The organism is Bradyrhizobium sp. 33ap4 (assembly GCF_032654765.1).
Lineage (GTDB): Bacteria > Pseudomonadota > Alphaproteobacteria > Rhizobiales > Xanthobacteraceae > Bradyrhizobium > Bradyrhizobium australafricanum.
Genome location: NZ_JAUMTJ010000020.1, coordinates 19,711 through 40,367, shown reverse-complemented (window position 1 = coordinate 40,367; position 20,657 = coordinate 19,711). Strand labels below are relative to the sequence as shown.

Sequence of the window (20,657 nt, the reverse complement as noted above, 5' to 3'; positions counted from 1 at the left end):
CGCGCTCGGCCGCGCGCGACCGGCCTTCCGCACGACACGATGGCACCGCATGGACCGCTACATCGAAGCCGTGGTTGCGATCGAGGGCAGCGAGAGCTTGCCCGCGATCCAGGCGGCGGTGCGGTCCGCGAGCGTGCCGCTCGGCTACGACCGGTTCGTGATGTTCTCGGCGTCGCCGGCACGTGAGGACCTGGTTGACCGGATCTACTGGGTCGAAGGCGACTGGTTCGGCAAAGGCGTGACCGTCGATGCCGAAACCTATGTCCGGCATTGTCCGGTGACGCGCAATTTCCTCAATGTGGACCAGGCGTTTTTCTGGACCAAGGTGATGTCGGCGCGCGGCGAGAAGTATCGCGTGGTGCGCACGCCGCGCGGGCCCGGTTTCCATGGGCTGCAGGTTCCGGTGTTCGGGCGCACCGGCCTCGAAGGCGCGATGAGCTTCGCCGGAACGCGGATCGATGCGTCGCCGCGGACGCGTGCGGCGCTGACGATGATCGGCGCCGCGGCCTTCCGCGCCGCCCGCGGGCTGATGGAAGCGCACGAGCCGAACGGTGCGTCGAGCCTGTCGCCGCGCGAGCGCGAGGTGTTGCGCTGGATTTCGGCGGGACGACGCCAGGCCGACATCGCGGCATCGCTCGGCCTGTCCGAACGCACGGTCGAGAACCATTTGCGGCGTGCGCGGCTTCGGCTCGGCGTCGCCACGACCGCGCAGGCCATCCGGCTTGCGATCCGCAGCGGCGAGATCGAGGACTGAGGCGCTTGCGGTCGGCCGCCACAGGGCCGGCGAGCGATAGCTGCGGCTCAGTGTTTCTTCGCCGTCTTCGCCCTGATCTTCGGCGCATGCGTGCCCGCAGCGATCCGCGTCAATGCATCGGCAAATGCACGTGCCGCAGGTCCCAGCGGTTCATCGAGCCGGTGGGCGAGATAGGCCTCCATCGCGAGCGTGGCGTTGCGGCCGAGCGCGCCGGTTTCGACCCGCACCAGGCGGCGCTCCTTCAGGTCGCGTGCCACCTGCCAGAGCGGCAGCCGGCCCCAGCCGAGCCCGGCCAGTATCATGGCGTGCTTGGTGTCCTGATTGCTCACCCGGCAGATCTGCGGCGAGAGCACGCCGAAGCTGCGGCCCTCCGACAGCGGGGTCGGATCCGACAGCACGATCTGCAGATGATCGGCGAGATCCGCCACGCTCTTGCGGCCGCGGCGCGCGAGCGGATGGCCGGCGGAGGCGACGGCGACGATCTGCACCGCGCAGATCGCATCGAGCGCAAGACGCGGATCGCGAAAATCCTCGCCGACCGTGACCGCGAGCGCGCTGCGCCGTTCGGTCAAGCCAGCGATCGGACCGCCCATCGGTTCGACCGCGAGCCGCACGCTGACGGACGGATAGGCCGCCCGCATTTCCGTCAGCGCCGCGCCGACGGCGGCGATCGGAAACAGCGTATCGACCACCAGCGACAGTTCCGATTCCACGCCATCGCCCAGGCCGCGTGCCCGCGCCCGCATCGCGTCGACACGGAGCAGCAGGTCGCGCGCGTTGCCCAGCAGTGCCTTGCCCTCGGCCGTCAGCGCCGGGCGATGGCTGGAGCGGTCGAACAGCGTCAGGCCGAGTTCGGCCTCGAGGTTGGCGATGGCATGGCTGACCGCGGATTGCACCCGCGCCAGTTTGGCCGCGGCGGCGCGGAAGCTGCCGCGCTCGGCGATGGCGACAAAGGTGCGGATCTGATCGAGCGTGAGGTTGTCGAGCATGATCTATGAAATCGATCAATCGGATGCAAAACATATCACTCCTGTCGATGGTCGGGAAACGCTATCTCTGTGCTCTGACCCAGGGCGGAGTGGACGCATGACGATCGAGACGGCCGTGATGCAGCAGAGCGAGGCGAAGCGATGGGCCACGGTCGCCATCGTGATCGGTTGCGGGATCGGCGCGGCGCTGCAGGTCGGCAAGGTTCCGATTGCCGCCTCGATGCTGCAACAGAGCCTCGGCATCGACCTTGCCGCGGTCGGAACGATCGCCGGCATCTTTGCGGTCCTCGGGCTTGTCGGCAGCGTTCCGGCGGGCGTGGTGATTGCCGCGGTTGGTGCTCGCAAGGTGCTGCTGTGCGGGCTCGCGGCCGTCACGCTGGGGGCAGCCTCGGGCGCGCTCGCGCCACAGCTAGCGGTGCTGTTGGCGTCGCGCCTGCTGGAAGGGCTCGGCTTCCTGCTGGTGATGGTCGCGGCTCCTGCATTGCTGGATCGTGTCGTCGATGTCAGCGCGCGCGACGTCACCATGGCGGTGTGGAGCTGCGTGATGCCGTTCGGGATCGCGCTGGCGCTGGTCGCCGGCCCGATCTTCGATGGCTGGCGCACGATCTGGTGGGCCAGTGCTGCCTTTGTCGCCCTGCTGTTCGTACTCGCCGGCGTCATTGTGCCTGAAGTGGCATCGCGGACCGGCCCGGCGCGGAGCGGCCTGATGCAGGAAGCCACCGCGCTGGCGCGGCGCCGCACCCCGGCGCTTCTGATGGTGCTGTTTGCGCTCTACAGCCTGATGTTCTTTGCGTTGTTCAGCTTCCTGCCGATCCTGCTGACCGAGCGGCTCGGCGTGTCCAGCCAAGGCGCCGGCGGGCTCAGTGCGTTGGCCGCGGCCGGCAACATCGTCGGCAATCTCGCCGCCGGTCATCTGCTTGCGCGCGGCGTCAGCCGCAATTTGCTGATTGCCGTGGCGGCATTCGTGATGGGCACGTCCGCGCTTGGAATCTTCCTGCCGGTGCTCGGCGGCTGGGGCGCATTCTGGCTGTGCCTTTTGTTCTCCGCGATCGGCGGCCTGATCCCGGCGACGTTGCTTGCAACCGCACCCGCCGCGGCGCCATCGGCGGCGATGGTGCCTGTCATGATGGGCCTGTTGATGACGGGCAGCAATTTCGGCCAGGTCACCGGTCCAATCGCGGTCGGCGCCGTGGTCTCGGCATGGGGCTGGGGCGCGGCCTGCATCATGGTGGTGGCTGCGGCGATCCTTGCCGGTATTGCGGCATGGATGCTGGCGCGCGGCGATCACAAGCGCGTAAGCGAGGCGAGGGACCCGGCTTGACGCCGCGCACGCAGGGGCCGAAGGAGTGAAGGTCTCTCACGCCAACGACAACAGGAACCTTCATGACACGCGTGCGCTGTATCACCGAAATGGGCATGGGCGTCGACGTCCACGGCCGCGACGCCACCAAGGCCGCCAAGCGGGCCGTCTCGGATGCCATCCGTCATTCCAGCCTCGGCTTCTTCCGCATGCTCGGCAAGACCGCCAACGACATGTTCGTCGACGTCACGATCGCCGTGCCGAATCCCGAAGATGTCGATATCGAAGCGGTCGCGAAGGAATTGCCCTATGGCACCAAGACCGTGAAGGCGATCGCGGGCGGGCTCGAGATTCCGTCCGATCTCGGCAACGACCCGATCCTGATCGCGAACGCCGCCGTCATCGTCAGCTTCGACGACGGCAAGTGAGGGAAGCGCGTCGGGCGACCGCCATGCGGGCGTTATTCGCCGCCTCTGAAATAGTCGGGCTTGCCGGTCGTCCAGGTCTCGCCCCAATGCTGGCCGCCGCCGTCGACGGTCAGCGTCTCGCCGGTGATGAACTTGCCGGAGGGCGCGGCGAGGTAGACGGCGGCCTCCGCAATGTCCCAGGGGGTGCCCGGGCGCATCATCGGATTGGAGCGCGGGTAGGCGGCGCGCGCCGCTTCGCTGTAGACGTTCCAGCCCTCGGTCTCGATCGCGCCGGGCGCGATGCAGTTGATGCGGATGTTCAGCGGCGCCCATTCGACCGCGAGCGCGCGCGACAGGCCGATCACGCCGGAGCGTGCCGCGATCGAGTGTGCAATGCCGTAGAGGCCGTGCGTCGTGACCACGACGATATTGACGATGCTGCCGGGATGCTTGCGGTCGCGCCAGCGCTGCGCCGCGGCCTGCATCATGTACCAGGTGCCGTTGAGGTTGGTGTTGATGACCGCATTCCAGCCCTTGATCGAGACGTCGATCGCGGGTTGCGGGAACTGGCCGCCGGCGCTGTTGACGAGATGATCGACACGGCCGTGCTCGGTCCACAGCGCCTCGAACATTGCATCGACCGCGTCGGGATCCTTGATGTCGGCGACATGCGCGGACGCCTTGAGCCCGCGATGGACGAGACGATCGACCAGTGCGTCGAGCCTGCCGGCATTGCGGCCTGCGACGACGACATGCGCGCCGAGCCGCGCGAACAGCCATGCGATGGCGCGGCCGATGCCGCCGGCGCCGCCGGACACCACGACCACCCGACCGGCGAGCGCATCGGGGGCGAACACGGTCGGATGCGTTGCGAGTTCGTCGTCGGAGAGGCCGAGCATTGCGCCTGTCGTTGCGCCCGTCTGTTGATCGTTCATGGCCGGTTGCAGACCTTGCGGCTTTCACTGAGCTCCGTACATTAGCCGTCCAACAACAACCCTGCAAAAGAATGTCGACATGACCGACTTGTCTGCCTTTGCCATCACAAAACGCTGGCCCGCCCAGCATCCGGACCGCCTACAGCTCTATTCGCTGCCGACGCCGAACGGCGTGAAGGTCTCGATCATGCTCGAGGAGATCGGGCTGCCCTACGAGGTCCATCTCGTCGACTTCAACAAGGATGACCAGAAGGCGCCGGAGTTCCTGTCGCTGAACCCGAACGGCAAGATTCCGGCGATCCTCGATCCCAACGGCCCCGGCGGCAAGCCGCTGCCATTGTTCGAATCCGGCGCTATCCTGCAATATCTCGCCGACAAGACCGGCAAGCTGCTGCCGGTGGACGTCGCGCTCCGCTATCAGGCGATCCAGTGGGTACATTTCCAGATGGGCGGCATCGGACCGATGTTCGGCCAGGTCGGGTTCTTCCACAAATTCGCCGGCAAGGATTACGAGGACAAGCGGCCGCTGCAGCGCTACGTCGCCGAGTCGAAGCGCCTGCTCCGCGTGATGGAGACGCATCTCGCCGGACGGCAGTGGTTCATGGACGATGAATACAGCATCGCCGACATCTCGATGCTCGGCTGGGTGCGCAATCTGATCGGCTTCTACGGTGCGCGCGAGCTCGTCGAATTCGACGAGTTCACGCAGGTCGCGGCCTGGCTGGAGCGCGGTCTCAAGCGGCCGGCGGTGGAGCGCGGATTGAACATTCCGAAGCGTCCCTAGGCAACCTACTTCAGCAGCTCATAGACGATGGGATTGTCGGCACAGGCGGCAAAGCCGCACTCGAGCAGGGTGGAGAACACATTCAGTGCCGTCAGCCCGACCACCAGCCACACCGCACCTTGCGCGAACCTGCCGGGCGAGCTGCCCGGCGCCGCGCGGTGCTCGAACTGGCGGTCGAACAGCAGTATCGCCGCGAGCAGCACGATCGCGACGACAAATCCGATCAGCGCCCACGTATAATAACGATAGCCGAGCAGCGCCGAACCGTAACCGGCGTCGCCGGGGAGGATGTGCAGCAGCACCTGCCGGGCCGAGACCGTGGCGCCAAGGACGGCCGTCAGCAGCGACAACGCATAATGACTCGGCCGTGGCCCGAAGCGGATATTGAGGATCGGCCCGATCGCCAGCAGGGCGAACAGGATGCGCTGCAACAGACAGAGCGGGCAGGGCAGCTCGTGGAGCAGCAGCTGCGCGGCAAAGGCGGCGGCCAGTACCAGCGCCAGCCCATAGAGCGCGACGGCATTGAGGGTGACGGCCTGCGTGTCGTTCATGGCCGGCCTCAGAACGACAAAGTGAGACGGTCGGTGGCGTGGTGCAGCAAGGTCGCGACGCAGGCGATCAGGATCACCGCGAACAGACCGATCGCGACGGGACGCGGGCCACGCCAGGCCACCAGCAGGGCGATGGTGATGGCGAGAAACAATGCCGTGAATTCCATTCCCAGCCTCCCGATGCGAGCCGGCCGCAGTCTATGACAGATTCGTGTGCGCTCGCGACGGTGCGAATGGGCATTGTCGCTTGCGCGCGGCTCCGCCAAGATGGCATCACCAGTTGAGTTCATCCCAGCCGGGGCACCTCATGACCACAGCCGCCATCAAGCCCGTTGCCCATCCCCGTCATCAGCCCTGGTACAAGATCCTCTACGTCCAGGTGCTGATCGCGATCGTGGCAGGTGTCCTGATCGGATATTTCTATCCGAATCTCGGCAAGGAATTGAAGCCGCTGGGCGACGGCTTCATCGCGCTGATCAAGATGATGATCGCGCCGGTCATCTTCTGCACCGTGGTGCACGGCATCTCCTCGATGGGCGACCTCAAGCGCGTCGGCCGGGTCGGGTTGAAGACCTTGATCTATTTCGAGGCGGTGTCGACGGTGGCGCTTGCGGTCGGTCTTCTGGTCGGCGAGCTGCTACAGCCCGGCCACGGCTTCAACATCGATCCTTCCACGATCGATCCGAAATCGGTCTCCAATTACGTCACGCAGGCCAAAGAGCAGGGCATCGTTGCCCATCTGATGGCGATCATTCCGGACAGCTATCTCGGCGCGGTCGCGCGCGGCGACCTGTTGCAGGTGCTGCTGATCTCGATCCTCTCGGGCTTCGCCATCGCTCTCATGGGCAAGGTCGGCGAGCCGATTGCGTCAGCGATCGACACGGCCGCCAAGATGTTCTTCGGCATCATCCGGATCATCGTCCGCGTCGCGCCGCTCGGCGCATTCGGCGCGATGGCCTTCACGGTCGGCGCCTACGGCCTCGGCTCGCTGCTGAATCTGGCAGCGCTGATCGCGACCTTCTACCTCACCAGCATCCTGTTCGTGCTGATCGTGCTGGGCGCCATCGCGCGGCTCGCCGGCTTCTCGATCATCCGCTTCATCGCCTATATCAAGGACGAGCTCCTGATCGTGCTCGGCACGTCGTCGTCGGAGACGGTGCTGCCGCAGATGATCCAGAAGATGGAGCATCTCGGCGCCTCGCGCTCGGTGGTCGGCCTCGTGGTGCCGACCGGCTACAGCTTCAATCTCGACGGCACCAACATCTACATGACGCTGGCGACGCTGTTCCTGGCGCAGGCCACCAACACGCATCTGACGATCTGGCAGGAGCTCGGCATTTTGGGCATCGCCATGATCACCTCGAAGGGCGCGTCCGGCGTCACCGGCGCCGGCTTCATCACGCTCGCCGCAACGCTGTCGATCGTGCCCGATATTCCGATCCAGTCGATCGCGATCCTGGTCGGCATCGACAAGTTCATGAGCGAGTGCCGCGCGCTCACCAACCTGATCGGCAACGGCGTCGCCTGCGTCGTGATCAGCCTGTCGGAAGGCGAGCTCGACAAGCAGGCGCTGCACGAGACGATGGCGCATCCGCTCGAGCTCGGCGAGGCGCTGGAGCCGGGCGGCTCAGGCTAGAGCAATATGAAGTTAAGGGGCCGTCGGATAGGGCGCTGCCAAAATATCGAAAACAACCCCATGCAAAGCAGCCGGCGGCGGCCGGTGTTCGAGCAGGCATGTTCGAGCAGGCAACTTGACATGTCGGGCAACTCAGGGATACTCTTCTAATATTCCGAAATTGCGCAGGTGTCCGCTCGTCCCAAGGCTGTCGCATATGGCATCTGCGGGCCTCTGCAACTGACTGCGTCGCAGGCGGGAGAGGGGAACGCGTCTCGTTCGCGGCCGCAGCCCAGGTCGTGAACCCATGAAGTGGGAAGGGCCCGCACTGTAGGATGACGACTATGCGCCAAGCCTTGCGTGCATGATGCTCCATCGATAGTCCGTGGCGGGACTGGCTCACCTCAGCGAGTTCGTCCATCCAGCCCAATCCAGGAACGCTTAACTATGCTCACCGTCTATGGCGAAGGTCGTGGCTTCCGTGTTGTCTGGCTGCTCGAGGAACTAGGGTTGGCTTATCGGCTGCGCCCGGTCGATCTGTTCGCAGTCGAGAATGATCGCGATTTCCTCGCCATCAACCCTGCCGGCTTCATTCCGGTACTGCAGGACGGCGAGACGATCATGGTCGAATCGATCGCGATTCTCGAGTACCTGCTCGCCCGGCACGGCTCAGGTTCGCTTGCCGTCGCTCCGGACGATCCCGCCTTCGCGTCCTATCTGCAATTTCTCCATCTGGGCGAGGCCGGGCTCGCCGGGCCGATGAACGCCGTCATTGTCGGTCGCCAACTGGCGCCCGAAGCCGAGCGAGATGCCCGGGTTACCTGCTGGGCATTCGAGACCTTCGAGAGCCGGCTGGGGTTGGTTATCCGCCGCCTCGCGGATTGCCCCTATCTCGCCGGCGACCGATTCACCGCTGCCGATATCTCGGTGAGCTACGCCCTTCTGCTCGGCATGCGAACCGGCAACTACGTCCCCGGTCCTACCGAGCGGGACTATCTCGCCCGCACGACGGCACGCCCTGCCTACACGCGAGCGATGGAAAGCTGCCAGGCCACCAAGGCTTGGGCGGCGAGATCACCGGGATTGTAGTGCTCGCTTCAAGCCGCCTGTGGCTCCACGCTTACAAGTCCACTGCCCGGGCTGTGTACTCATTAGCGGCTGGCGCTGATGTGCGCTCAACCCCCACAGCGGCGAAAAAGCGGTCATCTCCCGAGATCGCCGAACGGCCGCAAGCGGGAGTGCCGCCTACTTCCCTCGATACCGAAGAGCTTCAACCAGCAGCGAGAATGCCGGTGAAGGTTGACGACGGCTAGGGTAGTACAGGTGGTATCCGGAAAATGGAGGACACCAATCCGACAGTACCCGAACGAGCCGTCCGTCGGAGACGTAGGGCTGCACGTTACGCTCCATCAGGTATGCGAGGCCAAAGCCGTTCAACGCCGCTTGCAGGAGCGGGCCTGCGCCGTTGAAGACGAGCTGCCCGTCGACCCGCTCGTTGAGCGCGCGCCCGTCCTTCTCGAATTCCCAAGCGTAGAGCCCGCCATGGGTCGGCAGGCGCAGGTTCAGGCAGTTGTGGCTGTTCAGATCCTGGGGGGTGCGCGGCCTCTTTCGGTTGGCAAAATATGACGGAGCGCCCACGACCGCGGACCGCAAATCCGGTCCGACGCGAACGGTAATCATGTCTTTGGCGACCAGCTCGCCAGGTCGGATACCGGCGTCGTATCGCTGCGCAACGATGTTCGCCAGGCCGTAGTCGACAATGACTTCGACACTGATGTCCGGGTAATTCGGCAGGATCTTCGCCAGGGCGGGCAGCAGGATCGCTTCGGCGGCGTGTTCGGTCGCCGTGATCCGGATGTTGCCGGCCGGTTTCTCCCGCAACTCGCCAAGGGCCGACAGCTCGGCGTCCATTTCCTCAAATTTCGGCCCGACGCTTCGGAGCAGGCGCTCTCCCGCCGGAGTCGGCGCAACGCTTCGCGTGGTGCGGTTGTACGCCGCGGCCTCTCGGCTCAACAATCGGCGTCTCTGGAATACTGGATCACCCGCATGCGCGTGTGATGACACTGAGCAAGCTGAGTAAGCCAATTCCGTCACTCTGAGCAGCGCCGCCTATTCGACGAGATCCAGCATTTTGAAAGGTCAGCAATGGTAGAGAGCTTCGAAGGAAAGGTTGCGCTTGTTACCGGCGCCGCTGGTGGCATTGGTCTGGCGACAGCCAGGGCATTTGGTGTTGCAGGCGCGTCCGTGGTCATTGCAGACAGCAACACAGCGTTGCTCGAAACTGCCGCTGCTGAACTGCGATCCGCGGGTCATGACGTCCTTGCCGTCGGCTGCGATGTAACGGATCGGGGCCAGGTGAACGCAATGATCGAGCAGGCGATCGAGACTTACGGGAAGCTCGATGCAGCTTTCAACAATGCGGGCATCAACTGCGATGCTGCGCCATTGGTTGAAACGGAAGATGCCGAGTTTGACAACATCATCGATGTCAATCTGCGCGGTGTGTGGAACTGTATGAAGGCGGAGCTTCGCCACATGACCGCACAAGGAAGCGGCGCAATCGTCAACTGCTCGTCGATCGGCGGGATGAGGGGCTCCAAAGGGCGCGCCGCCTATTCCGCCAGCAAATTCGGGGTGATAGGTCTCACCCGCGCCTCCGCACTCGATTATGCCGGGAAGGGCATCGGTATCAACGCAGTATGCCCGGGCATTATCGGCAATACTCCGATGGCGAAGCGGGTAACAAGGAACAACGATCCAGAGATCGTCAAGGCGTTCGTAGCAGCCGAACCGATCGGACGCCTTGGTGAACCTGAAGAAATCGCTGCCGCTGTTCTATGGTTATGCGGTTCGGCGGCAAGCTTTGTGGTCGGCCATGCCTTGGTGGTCGATGGAGGTATTTTGGCCTGACCAGCGGGTGAATGACGTCGCGCCGCCAGAGCAGCATCAGTCCGGGACGCCGGCCGCCTTCAGCGTCTCGCGATAGGTCGCGGACATCGCTTCCACCGGAAAGGGAATCCGCGACAGGAAGCCGGAGATCGTGAACTCCGGGTCGACCTTGAGCAGCTCGCGCGCGATCTGGGCCGCGCGTGCGGTGTCGCCGGTCCTGACCAGCGCCACGATCAGGACGCGCAGCGCCACCGCGAAGCGGCGGTTCTGCGCCAGCGCCTTGTCGGCCCACATCACTGCTTCGGCAAAATTCCGGTCGAGCACTGCGCAGATCGCCAGCGCCGCGGCGGCGAACCAGCCGCGCGGGTCGCGCGGGTTCAGCCGTTGCGCGCGCTCGATCATGGCGCGGCCGGCTTTCTGATTACCGCGCATCGCCTCGATCCAGCCGCCGAGCACGAGCGCCATCGCCGAGTTCGGATTGATCGCAAGCGACCGCTCGAACAGGTCGCGCGCAGGCTCAATCTCGTCGGCCATGTTCCAGATCGCGAACGCCGCCATCCACAACACCTGCGGGTCACCGGGCGCCAGCTCGACCGCGCGCCAGGCCTGCGCGACCGCGCGTTCGCGGTAGGCATCGTTCAGCTTCAGCCAGCCCTGGACATGGCGCATCGCATGACAATAGGCCGAGGCCGCCAGTGCGGGCGCGTAGGCGGGGTCGAGCGCCAGCGCCTGGTCGAGGCAATCGAGCGCCGCTTCCATGCTCTCGGGCGTGAACTCGTAACGCAGGCTGTAGGCGCGCAGCAGCAGGTCGTAGGCGTCGAGCCTGTCGGGCGGCGCTGCCCGCAGCCGTTCGGCTTCCGCGACGAGCAGGGTCGGCTCGATCGCGCCGACCACGTTCTCGGTGATGCGGTCCTGCAGGTCGAACACGTCGGCGGCCGCGCCGTCGAAGCGGTCGGCCCACAGATGCGCGCCAGAGCTGGCGTCGATCAACTGCCCGGTGATCCGCAACCGATCGCCGCCGCGGCGGACGCTGCCTTCGAGCACATAGCCGACGCCGAGATCGCGGCCGACCTGGCGGATGTCGACCGCCTTGCCTTTGTAGGTGAAGGCGGAGTTGCGCGCGATCACCGTGAGGCGGCTGCAACGCGCCAGCGCGGTGGTGATGTCCTCGGCGATGCCGTCGGCGAAATAATCCTGCTCGGGATCGCCGCTCATATTGGTGAAGGGCAGCACCGCGATCGACGGACCCTCGCTCGGCCGCGGCGGGCTGGCATTGTCTGCAACAGGGCGATCGTGCGCGGTGACCTCGCGGACATCGCCGACAAAGCGGAGACCCTTGCGGGGCAGGGTGCGGATCAGCCGCTGCTCCTCGCCATTGTCGCCGATCGCCGTCCGCGCGGCGTTGATCCGGCTGCTCAGCGTCGCTTCCGAGACGATCCGGCCGTGCCAGACGGCGGCCAGCACCTCGTCGCGGCTGACCACCCGATCGCGGGCGCGGATCAGGAACTCGATGAGGTCGAAGACCTGCGGCTCGACGGCCACCAGAGCATCGCCGCGGCGCAGCTCACGGCGCTCGGAATCGAGGGTCAAGTCGTTGAAATGGTAAGTCAAATCGAAGAGTCCGGCGGCCGGCGGCTGAGTTCGTGGCGGAACCTAGCACAGGCTGGGTGGAGCCAAAATCACGACGCTCTGAAGGACAAATCCACGTCCTCTGAAAGCGGACGGGGGGCGGTCTCTGCAATATTCAATCCCGACACCAGACTTAAGGAGATCGCCATGTCGCAGTCCATCAATCAGCAGCGCCGCCGCTTCCTTGGCATCGCCGGCGGGATCCTTGCCGCTTCCCGGTTCGGGTTTGTCGGTTCCGCTCAGGCTCAGTCCAAGCCGGCGCTGCCTGCGATCAAGGCCGGCGCCCACACCACGATCGGTCCGGTCAAACAGATCAATGCCGGCGTGCTTAATACCGGCTATGTCGAGATGGGTCCTGCGTCCGGTCCCGCAGTGATCCTGCTGCACGGCTGGCCCTACGACATCCACAGCTATGCCGACGTCGCGCCGGCGCTGGCCGAGGCCGGCTACCGCGTGATCGTGCCGCATCTGCGCGGCTATGGCACCACGCGCTTCCTCTCCAGCGACACCATGCGCAGCGGCCAGCCGGTCGCGGTCTCAGCCGACATCATCGCGCTGATGGACGCGTTGAAGATCGAGAAGGCCGTGCTCGGCGGCTATGATTGGGGCGCGCGCACCGCCAACATCGTGGCGGTGCTCTGGCCCGAGCGCTGTAAAGCCATGGTCTCGGTGAGCGGCTATCTGATCGGCAGCCAGGCGGCCGGCAAGATGCCGCTGCCGCCGAAGGCCGAGCTGCAATGGTGGTACCAGTTCTATTTCGCGACCGAGCGCGGCCGCGAGGGCTATGCTAAGAACCGGCACGATTTCAACAAGCTGATCTGGCAGCTGGCGTCGCCGCAGTGGAAGTTCGACGACGCCACCTACGACCGCAGCGCGGCGGCCTTCGAGAATCCTGATCACGTCGATATCGTGATCCACAATTACCGCTGGCGGCTTGGTCTCGCCGAGGGCGAGGCGAAGTACGACGCGTTCGAGAAGACGCTCGCCCAGGCGCCCGTCATCGCGATCCCGACCATTACGATGGAAGGCGATGCCAACGGCGCGCCGCATCCGGAGCCCGCGGCCTATGCCAAGAAATTCTCCGGCCACTATGAGCATCGGCTTCTGACCGGCGGCATCGGCCACAATCTGCCGCAGGAGGCGCCGCAGGCCTTCGTCCAGGCCATCATCGACGTCAGCAAGGTCTGAGACGGAGCGGATCGGGGATCATGAGACAAATTGTGAAATGGGCAGCTGCCGCGATCGCGGCAGCCTGCATCAGCGCGTCATTGCCGTTTGCCGTCGGACATGCCGATGACGCCGCACTGGCATCGCCGATCTTCGGCGTGAAAATCCCCGACGGCTATCGCGACTGGAAGCTGATCGCGGTCGGCGAGGAGACCGGGCTCGACGAACTGCGCAGCGTGCTCGGCAACGCGACCGCCGTGAAGGCCTATCAGGACGGCGCCGCGCGTTTCCCCGACGGCACCGTGCTGGTCAAGCTGGCCTGGAAGCGCAAGCCCGTTGATGGCCTCAACGGCGCCTTCATCGCGGGGCCGGCGACCACGGTCCAGGTCATGGTCAAGGACGCGGCCAAATATGCATCGACCGGAGGCTGGGGGTTCGGCCGCTTCGTCGACGGCAAGCCGGTCGATGCCGCTCAGCACGAGACCTGTTTCGCCTGCCACGAGGCCCATGCCAGCGATCACGATTTCGTCTTCACGCACTATGCGCATTGAATGCCGGCAATATCGGTGTGGAGACCTGATGGCTCCGATCTGGCGCCGGGATTGCCGCGAGGCTAATTTCCCGCCGCAATCGCGTGCGGGGAACGGCATTGACCATCACCATCTACGGCATCAAGAACTGCGACACCATGAAGAAGGCGCGGGCCTGGCTCGACGATCACGGCGTCGCCTACGACTTCCACGACTACAAGACCGCCGGGATCGCCAAGGATAAGCTCAAGCAGTGGAGCGACGAGGTCGGCTGGGAGACACTGCTCAATCGTGCCGGCACCACCTTCAAGAAGCTGCCCGATGCCGACAAGGAAGGCCTGAACGAGCGCAAGGCGCTGGCGCTGATGGCCGAGCAGCCCTCGATGATCAAGCGCCCGGTGCTCGATCTCGGGGGCAAGCGCGTGGTCGGCTTCAAGCCGGACATCTACGCCAAGGAAGTGCCGGCGAAGGCGCGCAAGAAGGGCTAAGGCGCTTCCAGCGATGCCGCGACCGCTTCGCGAGAAGTGACGAGTCTAGATCAGCTCGACTGATTCATGGCTCGCCGGACCATCTGTGGGCAGGAACCTGCGGTCGATCACGGCCCGCTCCGTGACCACCGGGGCCGACTTCGCAGCCACGCCCATCAGATTGTGCAGCCGGAAGCCGCCGTCGATGCTGATCGCCTTGTAGGAGCCGATGATGTGCTCGACGCTGTCGCCGCGTCCGAACGGCAGCAGCAGCCGCTCATAGGACACGTCCTTGCCGTCGGCGTCCGTGACCTCCGCAACCGTATAGGTCGGACGCTTGCGCGCGAGGCAAGCACGATAGGACAGGATCACGCCGGCATAGCGCTCGGGGCCGATCGCGTCATCGAGATAGCGGTTGGTGCGCAGCCGCGGCTCGACGTGCTCGTTGCCATAGGCCGTCGTCAGCCTCGCGCCTTCCTGCGTGATCAGGAAACGGGCGGCCTCGCCACTGCCGACCACGTCAAAGCCCATCATGTCGGCGCGCTCGTCGGCGGTGCCCTCGGTGTGGAAGTCGCACAGCAGGGGAAGCGCGTCCGGCATGCGCAGCGCGCGCAGCCAGGCGTTCAGCAGCACACGCTGCGTGATCGATTTGACCACCGATGGATCGGCACTTCTGAATTGCATCGGCTAGCCGAATTCAGGCACATCCCCGGACGGGATGCGGCCAAAGACAAGTTCATCGATCTGCGGGATGGTTTGGCTGCGGGCATAAAGTCGCAGCCACGTGCCGGGGAAATCACGTTGCGGGATCGATTTGACGACCGAAGAATTGGCGCGCTTGAAATGCAAGGCTCTAGCCGTTCATCATGCAATGGCCGGAGCTTCGGCGAGAGGCGCAAATATTCTATGAAAGTGGGAGTCCGGAGCAAAACACCGTTAACGACCGCTTTCCCGAGGCGCAAAGCGCACCGAAATGCCATTCGACTAAGGATCAACCGGAACCGGTCACGCTGATGCCGCACTGCACAGCTTTCCACCTTGCGTAACTGCCGCAGATGACGGCATATTCCGGCCCGGAGGCGACGGGCCCCGGACGGTTTCCAAGACGGATCGGACGCCTGTCGGACACGAAAAAAGCTGGCCACGCGGGCGAGGGGCTTCGCAGCGATGGCGTATGGGGGAATCTATTTGGCCGATGAGTTCATCCTCGAAACCAGCGGATTGACCAAGGAATTCGCGGGTTTCTTCGCCGTTCGCGACGTCGCGTTGAAAGTGCGTCGGGGCAGTATCCATGCGTTGATCGGGCCGAACGGCGCCGGCAAGACGACCTGTTTCAATCTGCTGACCAAATTCCTGAAGCCGTCGGCAGGCCAGATTCGCTACAAGGGCCACGACATCACCGCGATGCCGCCGGCCGACGTTGCGCGCCTCGGGCTGGTCCGTTCGTTTCAGATTTCGGCGGTATTTCCGCATCTGACCGCGCTCGAGAACGTTCGCGTGGCGCTGCAGCGGCAGCACGGTTCGTCGTTCGATTTCTGGCGTTCGAAAAGCGTGCTCGACCGCTTCAATCCGCGCGCCCACGAGCTCCTGAACGACGTCGGCTTGAGCGAATTCGCCAATACGCCGGCGGTCGAGATGCCGTACGGCCGCAAGCGCGCACTTGAAATTGCAACGACGCTCGCGCTCGACCCCGAGATGATGCTGCTTGACGAGCCGATGGCCGGCATGGGCCACGAGGACATCGACAAGATCGCGGCGCTGATCAAGCGGATCTCCGCGAAATACACCATCCTGATGGTCGAACATAACCTCTCGGTGGTGGCCAACCTCTCCGACATCATCACCGTGCTGACGCGCGGGCAGGTGCTGGCGGAGGGCAACTACGCCGACCTCTCCAAGGACGAGCGCGTGAAGGAAGCCTATCTGGGAGCGGGTCATGGCTGAGGCAAAACTGGCGGAGAAGCCCGTCGCTGCGGCCGGCGCCGACGTGCTGACGGTCAAGGATCTGCAGGCCTGGTACGGCGAATCCCACATCCTTCACGGCATCAATTTCAACGTGAAGGCCGGCGAGGTGGTGACGCTGCTCGGCCGCAACGGCGCCGGCAAGACCACCACGTTGAAGTCGGTGATGGGCGTCATCAACAAGCGCTCCGGCTCGATCCGCTTCGACCATCAGGAAATCATCCGCGCCACCTCGGACAAAATCGCGCGGCTCGGCATCGCATTCTGTCCCGAGGAGCGCGGCATTTTCGCCAGCCTCGACGTGCGCGAGAACCTGCTGCTGCCGCCGGTGGTGCGCCCGGGCGGCCTGCCGCTCGACCAGATCTTCACGCTGTTTCCCAACCTGAAGGAGCGCCTCACCAGCCAAGGCACCAAGCTCTCGGGTGGCGAGCAGCAGATGCTGGCGATCGCGCGCATCCTGCGCACCGGCGCGCGCTTCCTGATGCTGGACGAGCCGACCGAAGGGTTGGCGCCGGTCATCATCCAGCAGATCGGGCACACCATTGCGCGCCTGAAGTCGCAGGGATTCACGATCCTGTTGGTCGAACAGAATTTCCGTTTCGCCTCGACCGTTGCGGACCGCTATTACATTGTCGAGCACGGCAAGGTGATCGACGGCTTCGCGAATTCCGAGCTGTCGGCCAACATGGACAAGCTCCATACCTATCTCGGCGTCTGATATCGCCAGAACCAGAAAATTTAGGACGAGGGAATACGACATGAAGAACAAGATTTCGGCGCTCTTGCTCGGCACCGCGATGGTGCTGTCCGCCGCAAGCGTCGCCTCCGCCCAGGAAAAGCTCGACAAGACGGTCAAGATCGGCGCGCTGTCGGACCAGTCCGGCCTCTACGCGGATCTCGCCGGCCCCGGCTCGACGCTGGCGGCGCAGATGGCGATCGAGGACTCCGGCCTCAAGGCCAAGGGCTGGACCATCGACCTGATCTCCGGCGATCACCAGAACAAGCCCGATATCGGCACCACCATCGCCCGCCAGTGGTTCGACGTCGACAAGGTCGACACCATCGTCGACGTGCCGAATTCCGGCGTCGCGCTCGCGGTCAACAACGTCGTGAAGGAAAAGAACGGCGTCTACATCAATTCGGGCGCCGCCACTTCGGATCTCACCAACGCGCAGTGCTCGCCGAATACCGTGCACTGGACCTACGACACCTACATGCTCGCCCACGCCACCGGCCAGGCGCTGGTGAAGGCGGGCGGGGACACCTGGTTCTTCCTCACCGCGGATTACGCGTTCGGCGCCGCGCTCGAGCGCGACACCACGTCCGTCGTCACCGCCAATGGCGGCAAGGTGGTCGGCGGCGTCAAGCATCCGCTCAACACCGCCGACTTCTCCTCCTTCCTGCTGCAGGCGCAGGCTTCCAAGGCCAAGATCATCGGCCTCGCCAATGCCGGCGGCGACACCACCAACTCGATCAAGCAGGCGGCCGAGTTCGGCATCGTCAAGGGCGGCCAGAAGCTCGCGGCGCTGCTGCTGTTCCTCACCGACGTCAAGGCGATCGGGCTCGAGACTGCGCAGGGCCTCAACTTCACCGAGACGTTCTACTGGGACCTCAACGACAAGACCCGCGCCTTCTCCAAGCGCTTCTCGGAGCGGATGAAGAACAGCGCGCCGCCGACCATGGTGCAGGCCGGCGTCTATGCGGGCCTCATGCATTACTTCAAGGCGCTGGAAGCGCTCGGCGGCAATCCGCATGACGGCGCCAAGGTGGTCGCGAAGATGAAGACGATCCCGACCGACGATCCGCTGTTCGGCAAGGGCGAGGTCGAGCCCAACGGCCGCGTCACCCACGACGCCTACCTGTTCGAAGTGAAGAAGCCTTCGGAGTCCAAGGGACCGTGGGACTTCTACAAGCTGGTCGGCACCGTGCCGGGCAACCAGGCCTTCACGCCGCTCGACAAGAGCGCCTGCGCGCTTCTGAAGAAGTGACGATCATGCCCGCCGGCCATGCGCGTGGCCGGCGGGCTTCATCTATCTAGCGAAAGCTCATTCGATGCAGGCTCTCTACGCACAGCTTCTGGTGGGACTGATCAACGGCTCGTTCTACGCGCTGCTCAGTCTGGGGCTCGCCGTCATCTTCGGCATGCTCAACATCATCAATTTCGCGCATGGCGCGCTCTACATGATGGGCGCCTTCGTGGCGTATTTCCTGCTCAACCTGGGCGGCATCAATTACTGGTGGGCGCTGATCATCGCACCCGTCGTGGTCGGCATCTTCGGCATGATCCTCGAGCGGACCATGCTGCAATGGCTGACCGGCCTCGATCATCTCTACGGATTGCTGCTGACCTTCGGCATCGCGCTGATCGTGCAGGGCGTGTTCCAGAACTATTTCGGCTCCTCGGGCCTGCCTTACTCGATCCCCGATCAGCTCAAGGGCGGCGTCAATCTCGGCTTCATGTTCCTGCCGATCTATCGTGGCTGGGTCGTCATCTTCTCGCTCGTGGTGTGCCTTGCGACCTGGTTCCTGATCGAGAAGACGCAGCTCGGCGCCTACCTGCGCGCCGCGACCGAGAACCCGACGCTGGTGCGCGCGTTCGGCATCAACGTGCCGCGCATGATCACGCTGACCTACGGGCTCGGCGTCGGTCTTGCCGCGCTTGCCGGCGTGCTGTCGGCGCCGATCAACCAGGTCCGTCCGCTGATGGGCGCCGATCTCATCATTGTGGTGTTCGCGGTGGTCGTGATCGGCGGCATGGGCTCGATCATGGGCTCGATCATCACCGGCTTCGCGCTAGGCGTGATCGAGGGACTGACCAAGTATTTTTATCCCGAGGCCTCCAACACCGTGGTGTTTGTCCTGATGGTGGTGGTGTTGCTGGTGAAGCCAACGGGACTGACGGGACGGGCGGCTTGATATGTCAGCATTGACCGACGATACACTTCCGATCACGCCGCGCGCGATGCGCGACGAGATGATCGTATTCGCCGCGATGGCGCTGCTGCTGGCGATCGTGCCGTGGACGGGGATCTATCCGTTCTTCGTCATGCAGGCGCTGTGCTTCGCGCTGCTCGCCTGCGCCTTCAACCTCCTGATCGGCTATGGCGGCCTGCTGTCGTTCGGCCACGCGATGTTCCTCGGCACCGCCGGCTACGTCTCGGCCCACGCGCTGAAGGTGTGGGGGCTGACGCCGGAGCTCGGCATCCTGGTCGGCACCGCGGCCGCGGCCTTGCTCGGCCTGGTCACCGGCTACATCTCGATCAAGCGGCAGGGCATCTATTTCTCGATGATCACGCTGGCGCTGTCGCAGCTGCTTTACTTCCTCTATTTGCAGGCGCCGTTCACCCATGGTGAAGACGGCATCCAGGGCATTCCGCAAGGCCACCTGCTCGGCATCTTCGATCTCTCGAAGCCGCTGGTGCTTTACTATGTCGTGCTGGTCGGCTTCCTCGCCGGGTTCCTGCTGATCTACCGCACCATCAACTCGCCGTTCGGCGAGGTGCTGAAGTCGATCCGCGAAAACGAGCCGCGGGCGATTTCGCTTGGCTACAAGACCGACCAGTACAAGCTGCTCGCCTTCATCCTGTCGGGCACGCTGGCGGGCTTTGCCGGCTCGCTGAAGGTGTTCGTGGCGCAGAATGCCTCGCTCACCGACGTGCACTGGTCGATGTCCGGTGAAATCGTGCTCATGACGCTGGTCGGCGGTCTCGGCACCATCTTCGGCCCGGTGGTCGGCGCCTTCGTGATCATCGCCATGCAGCAATATCTCGCCGGTTTCGGCCAGTGGGTGACGGTGATCCAGGGCGTGATCTTCGTGGCCTGCGTGCTGCTGTTCCGGCGTGGCCTGGTCGGTGAGCTGGCCCATTTGTTGCGGCGGTCGCTGTAGGGCAGGTCCCGGCGACTTTCGGCCGACATAGCGGTGGACGACCGCCCGCTCGGGCGGTCGACCCCGATGCTTTCCCCGCCAGATGCTCTATGACAGTTCTGTGACAGTCGCTAAAAGGGCTGTCCCGGAATGATGGAACTGAGACATGCTGCGCTGGTTTCGCGCCTTCCTGCCCAAGGAAGAGCGGTTTTTCGACCTGTTCGCCCGACACGCCCGGACCTCCGTGCAATGCGCATTGGCGTTGCAGGACATGCTGAAGGGCGGGGAGGAGACTCCGGTCTTTTGCCAGCGCGTCAATCAGTTCGAGAACGACGCCGATAGCGTCACCCGCGAGGTCCTGACCGCGGTTCGCCGCACCTTCATCACCCCGTTCGATCGTGGCGATATCAAGAACCTGATCACCTCGATGGACGACGCGGTCGACCAGATGCAGGCGACCGCAAAGGCGGTCATGCTGTTCGAGGTGCGCGAGTTCGAGCCGCCGATGCGCGAGATGGGCGGCCTGATCGTCGAATGCGCCAATCTGGTCGGCCGCGCGCTGCCCCTGTTGCAGTCGATCGGCCACAACGTCTCGATGCTGACCCAGATCACCGAGGAACTGACCAAGCTCGAGGGCCGGGTCGACGATCTCCAGGATATCGGGCTCAAGGAGCTGTTCCTGAAGCACCGCGACGCCAACACGATGGACTACATCGTCGGCGCGGAGATCTACGACCATCTCGAGAAAGTGGCCGACCGTTTCGACGACGTGGCGAACGAGATCAACTCGATCGTGATCGAGCAAGTCTGAGC

Annotated in this window: 23 protein-coding genes and 1 pseudogene; 16 read left to right on the top strand and 8 right to left on the bottom strand. The window is 64.5% G+C overall.

Going from position 1 to position 20,657, the window contains the following annotated elements:
* The first annotated feature begins 49 nt into the window (after positions 1–49).
* Positions 50–754 (top strand): PA1136 family autoinducer-binding transcriptional regulator, encoded by a 705-nt coding sequence (locus Q2M23_RS17135; RefSeq protein WP_092089840.1) that lies wholly within the window; start codon positions 50–52, stop codon positions 752–754.
* Between the two features lie 47 nt (positions 755–801).
* On the opposite strand, the gene Q2M23_RS17130 is transcribed toward Q2M23_RS17135, so the two are convergent.
* Positions 802–1,743, bottom strand: a complete 942-nt coding sequence (locus Q2M23_RS17130; RefSeq protein ID WP_316396192.1) for a LysR family transcriptional regulator — start codon at positions 1,741–1,743, stop codon at positions 802–804.
* Positions 1,744–1,840: 97 nt separating this feature from the next.
* Here Q2M23_RS17130 and Q2M23_RS17125 point away from each other — a divergent pair, with 97 nt between their 5' ends.
* Positions 1,841–3,064, top strand: coding sequence for a CynX/NimT family MFS transporter (locus tag Q2M23_RS17125; RefSeq protein ID WP_141342290.1), 1,224 nt, complete (start codon positions 1,841–1,843; stop codon positions 3,062–3,064).
* A gap of 62 nt (positions 3,065–3,126) precedes the next feature.
* Positions 3,127–3,471: a Lin0512 family protein gene (locus Q2M23_RS17120; protein WP_076831854.1), complete on the top strand. Its 345-nt coding sequence runs from the start codon at positions 3,127–3,129 to the stop codon at positions 3,469–3,471.
* 32 nt (positions 3,472–3,503) lie between these two features.
* On the opposite strand, the gene Q2M23_RS17115 is transcribed toward Q2M23_RS17120, so the two are convergent.
* A complete protein-coding gene (locus tag Q2M23_RS17115) occupies positions 3,504–4,385 on the bottom strand; it encodes an SDR family oxidoreductase (RefSeq protein WP_141342291.1) in 882 nt (293 codons plus the stop codon).
* Between the two features lie 79 nt (positions 4,386–4,464).
* On the opposite strand from Q2M23_RS17115, the gene Q2M23_RS17110 reads away from it, so the two are divergent.
* Complete coding sequence (locus Q2M23_RS17110; protein ID WP_141342292.1) at positions 4,465–5,169, top strand: glutathione S-transferase family protein; 705 nt, start codon at positions 4,465–4,467, stop codon at positions 5,167–5,169.
* 5 nt (positions 5,170–5,174) lie between these two features.
* Here Q2M23_RS17110 and Q2M23_RS17105 read toward each other — a convergent pair whose 3' ends face one another.
* Together Q2M23_RS17105 and Q2M23_RS17100 are read right to left on the bottom strand one after the other, a co-directional pair.
* Complete coding sequence (locus Q2M23_RS17105) at positions 5,175–5,720, bottom strand: disulfide bond formation protein B (RefSeq protein WP_141342293.1); 546 nt, start codon at positions 5,718–5,720, stop codon at positions 5,175–5,177.
* An 8-nt stretch (positions 5,721–5,728) separates the two neighbouring features.
* Positions 5,729–5,887 (bottom strand): DUF5993 family protein, encoded by a 159-nt coding sequence (locus Q2M23_RS17100; protein WP_168855627.1) that lies wholly within the window; start codon positions 5,885–5,887, stop codon positions 5,729–5,731.
* Positions 5,888–6,027: 140 nt separating this feature from the next.
* Here Q2M23_RS17100 and Q2M23_RS17095 point away from each other — a divergent pair, with 140 nt between their 5' ends.
* Positions 6,028–7,356 carry a dicarboxylate/amino acid:cation symporter gene (locus Q2M23_RS17095; RefSeq protein ID WP_076831866.1) on the top strand — a complete coding sequence of 443 codons (1,329 nt, stop codon included), beginning with the start codon at positions 6,028–6,030 and terminating at the stop codon, positions 7,354–7,356.
* 426 nt (positions 7,357–7,782) lie between these two features.
* Entirely contained in the window at positions 7,783–8,424 is a 642-nt protein-coding gene (locus tag Q2M23_RS17090; protein ID WP_168855626.1) for a glutathione S-transferase family protein, read from the top strand.
* Between the two features lie 156 nt (positions 8,425–8,580).
* Here the strand turns inward: Q2M23_RS17090 and Q2M23_RS17085 are convergent.
* Positions 8,581–9,324 (bottom strand): annotated as a pseudogene (locus Q2M23_RS17085) (LysR substrate-binding domain-containing protein); the annotation flags it as partial.
* A gap of 156 nt (positions 9,325–9,480) precedes the next feature.
* Here Q2M23_RS17085 and Q2M23_RS17080 point away from each other — a divergent pair.
* Entirely contained in the window at positions 9,481–10,245 is a 765-nt protein-coding gene (locus Q2M23_RS17080; RefSeq protein ID WP_316396190.1) for a glucose 1-dehydrogenase, read from the top strand.
* Positions 10,246–10,281: 36 nt separating this feature from the next.
* Here Q2M23_RS17080 and Q2M23_RS17075 read toward each other — a convergent pair whose 3' ends face one another.
* Positions 10,282–11,835, bottom strand: a complete 1,554-nt coding sequence (locus Q2M23_RS17075; RefSeq protein WP_141342296.1) for a winged helix-turn-helix domain-containing protein — start codon at positions 11,833–11,835, stop codon at positions 10,282–10,284.
* A gap of 165 nt (positions 11,836–12,000) precedes the next feature.
* Here Q2M23_RS17075 and Q2M23_RS17070 point away from each other — a divergent pair, with 165 nt between their 5' ends.
* From Q2M23_RS17070 to Q2M23_RS17060, 3 genes are all read left to right on the top strand, one after another.
* The gene (locus Q2M23_RS17070) at positions 12,001–13,041 is read left to right on the top strand and encodes an alpha/beta hydrolase (RefSeq protein ID WP_316396189.1); all 1,041 of its coding nucleotides are present in this window, start codon (positions 12,001–12,003) and stop codon (positions 13,039–13,041) included.
* A gap of 20 nt (positions 13,042–13,061) precedes the next feature.
* Complete coding sequence (locus Q2M23_RS17065) at positions 13,062–13,571, top strand: cytochrome P460 family protein (RefSeq protein WP_316396188.1); 510 nt, start codon at positions 13,062–13,064, stop codon at positions 13,569–13,571.
* Between the two features lie 98 nt (positions 13,572–13,669).
* Positions 13,670–14,038, top strand: a complete 369-nt coding sequence (locus Q2M23_RS17060) for an ArsC family reductase (RefSeq protein WP_085967190.1) — start codon at positions 13,670–13,672, stop codon at positions 14,036–14,038.
* Positions 14,039–14,083: 45 nt separating this feature from the next.
* On the opposite strand, the gene Q2M23_RS17055 is transcribed toward Q2M23_RS17060, so the two are convergent.
* Entirely contained in the window at positions 14,084–14,701 is a 618-nt protein-coding gene (locus tag Q2M23_RS17055; protein WP_168855624.1) for a hypothetical protein, read from the bottom strand.
* A gap of 3 nt (positions 14,702–14,704) precedes the next feature.
* Complete coding sequence (locus tag Q2M23_RS17050; protein ID WP_156436491.1) at positions 14,705–14,866, bottom strand: hypothetical protein; 162 nt, start codon at positions 14,864–14,866, stop codon at positions 14,705–14,707.
* Between the two features lie 339 nt (positions 14,867–15,205).
* Here Q2M23_RS17050 and Q2M23_RS17045 point away from each other — a divergent pair, with 339 nt between their 5' ends.
* The 6 genes from Q2M23_RS17045 to Q2M23_RS17020 all read left to right on the top strand — a co-directional run bounded on the left by Q2M23_RS17045 (position 15,206) and on the right by Q2M23_RS17020 (position 20,655).
* Positions 15,206–15,961 (top strand): ABC transporter ATP-binding protein, encoded by a 756-nt coding sequence (locus Q2M23_RS17045; protein ID WP_016839877.1) that lies wholly within the window; start codon positions 15,206–15,208, stop codon positions 15,959–15,961.
* Positions 15,954–16,697 (top strand): ABC transporter ATP-binding protein, encoded by a 744-nt coding sequence (locus Q2M23_RS17040; protein WP_057019843.1) that lies wholly within the window; start codon positions 15,954–15,956, stop codon positions 16,695–16,697. Before Q2M23_RS17045 ends, Q2M23_RS17040 begins: the two co-directional genes overlap by 8 nt.
* A 40-nt stretch (positions 16,698–16,737) precedes the next feature.
* Positions 16,738–17,967 (top strand): ABC transporter substrate-binding protein, encoded by a 1,230-nt coding sequence (locus tag Q2M23_RS17035; RefSeq protein ID WP_141342302.1) that lies wholly within the window; start codon positions 16,738–16,740, stop codon positions 17,965–17,967.
* Positions 17,968–18,031: 64 nt separating this feature from the next.
* Complete coding sequence (locus tag Q2M23_RS17030) at positions 18,032–18,895, top strand: branched-chain amino acid ABC transporter permease (RefSeq protein WP_016839880.1); 864 nt, start codon at positions 18,032–18,034, stop codon at positions 18,893–18,895.
* Between the two features lies 1 nt (position 18,896).
* Complete coding sequence (locus Q2M23_RS17025; RefSeq protein WP_057019845.1) at positions 18,897–19,865, top strand: branched-chain amino acid ABC transporter permease; 969 nt, start codon at positions 18,897–18,899, stop codon at positions 19,863–19,865.
* Between the two features lie 145 nt (positions 19,866–20,010).
* Positions 20,011–20,655 (top strand): DUF47 domain-containing protein, encoded by a 645-nt coding sequence (locus Q2M23_RS17020; RefSeq protein WP_057019846.1) that lies wholly within the window; start codon positions 20,011–20,013, stop codon positions 20,653–20,655.
* The last annotated feature ends 2 nt before the right edge of the window (positions 20,656–20,657 follow it).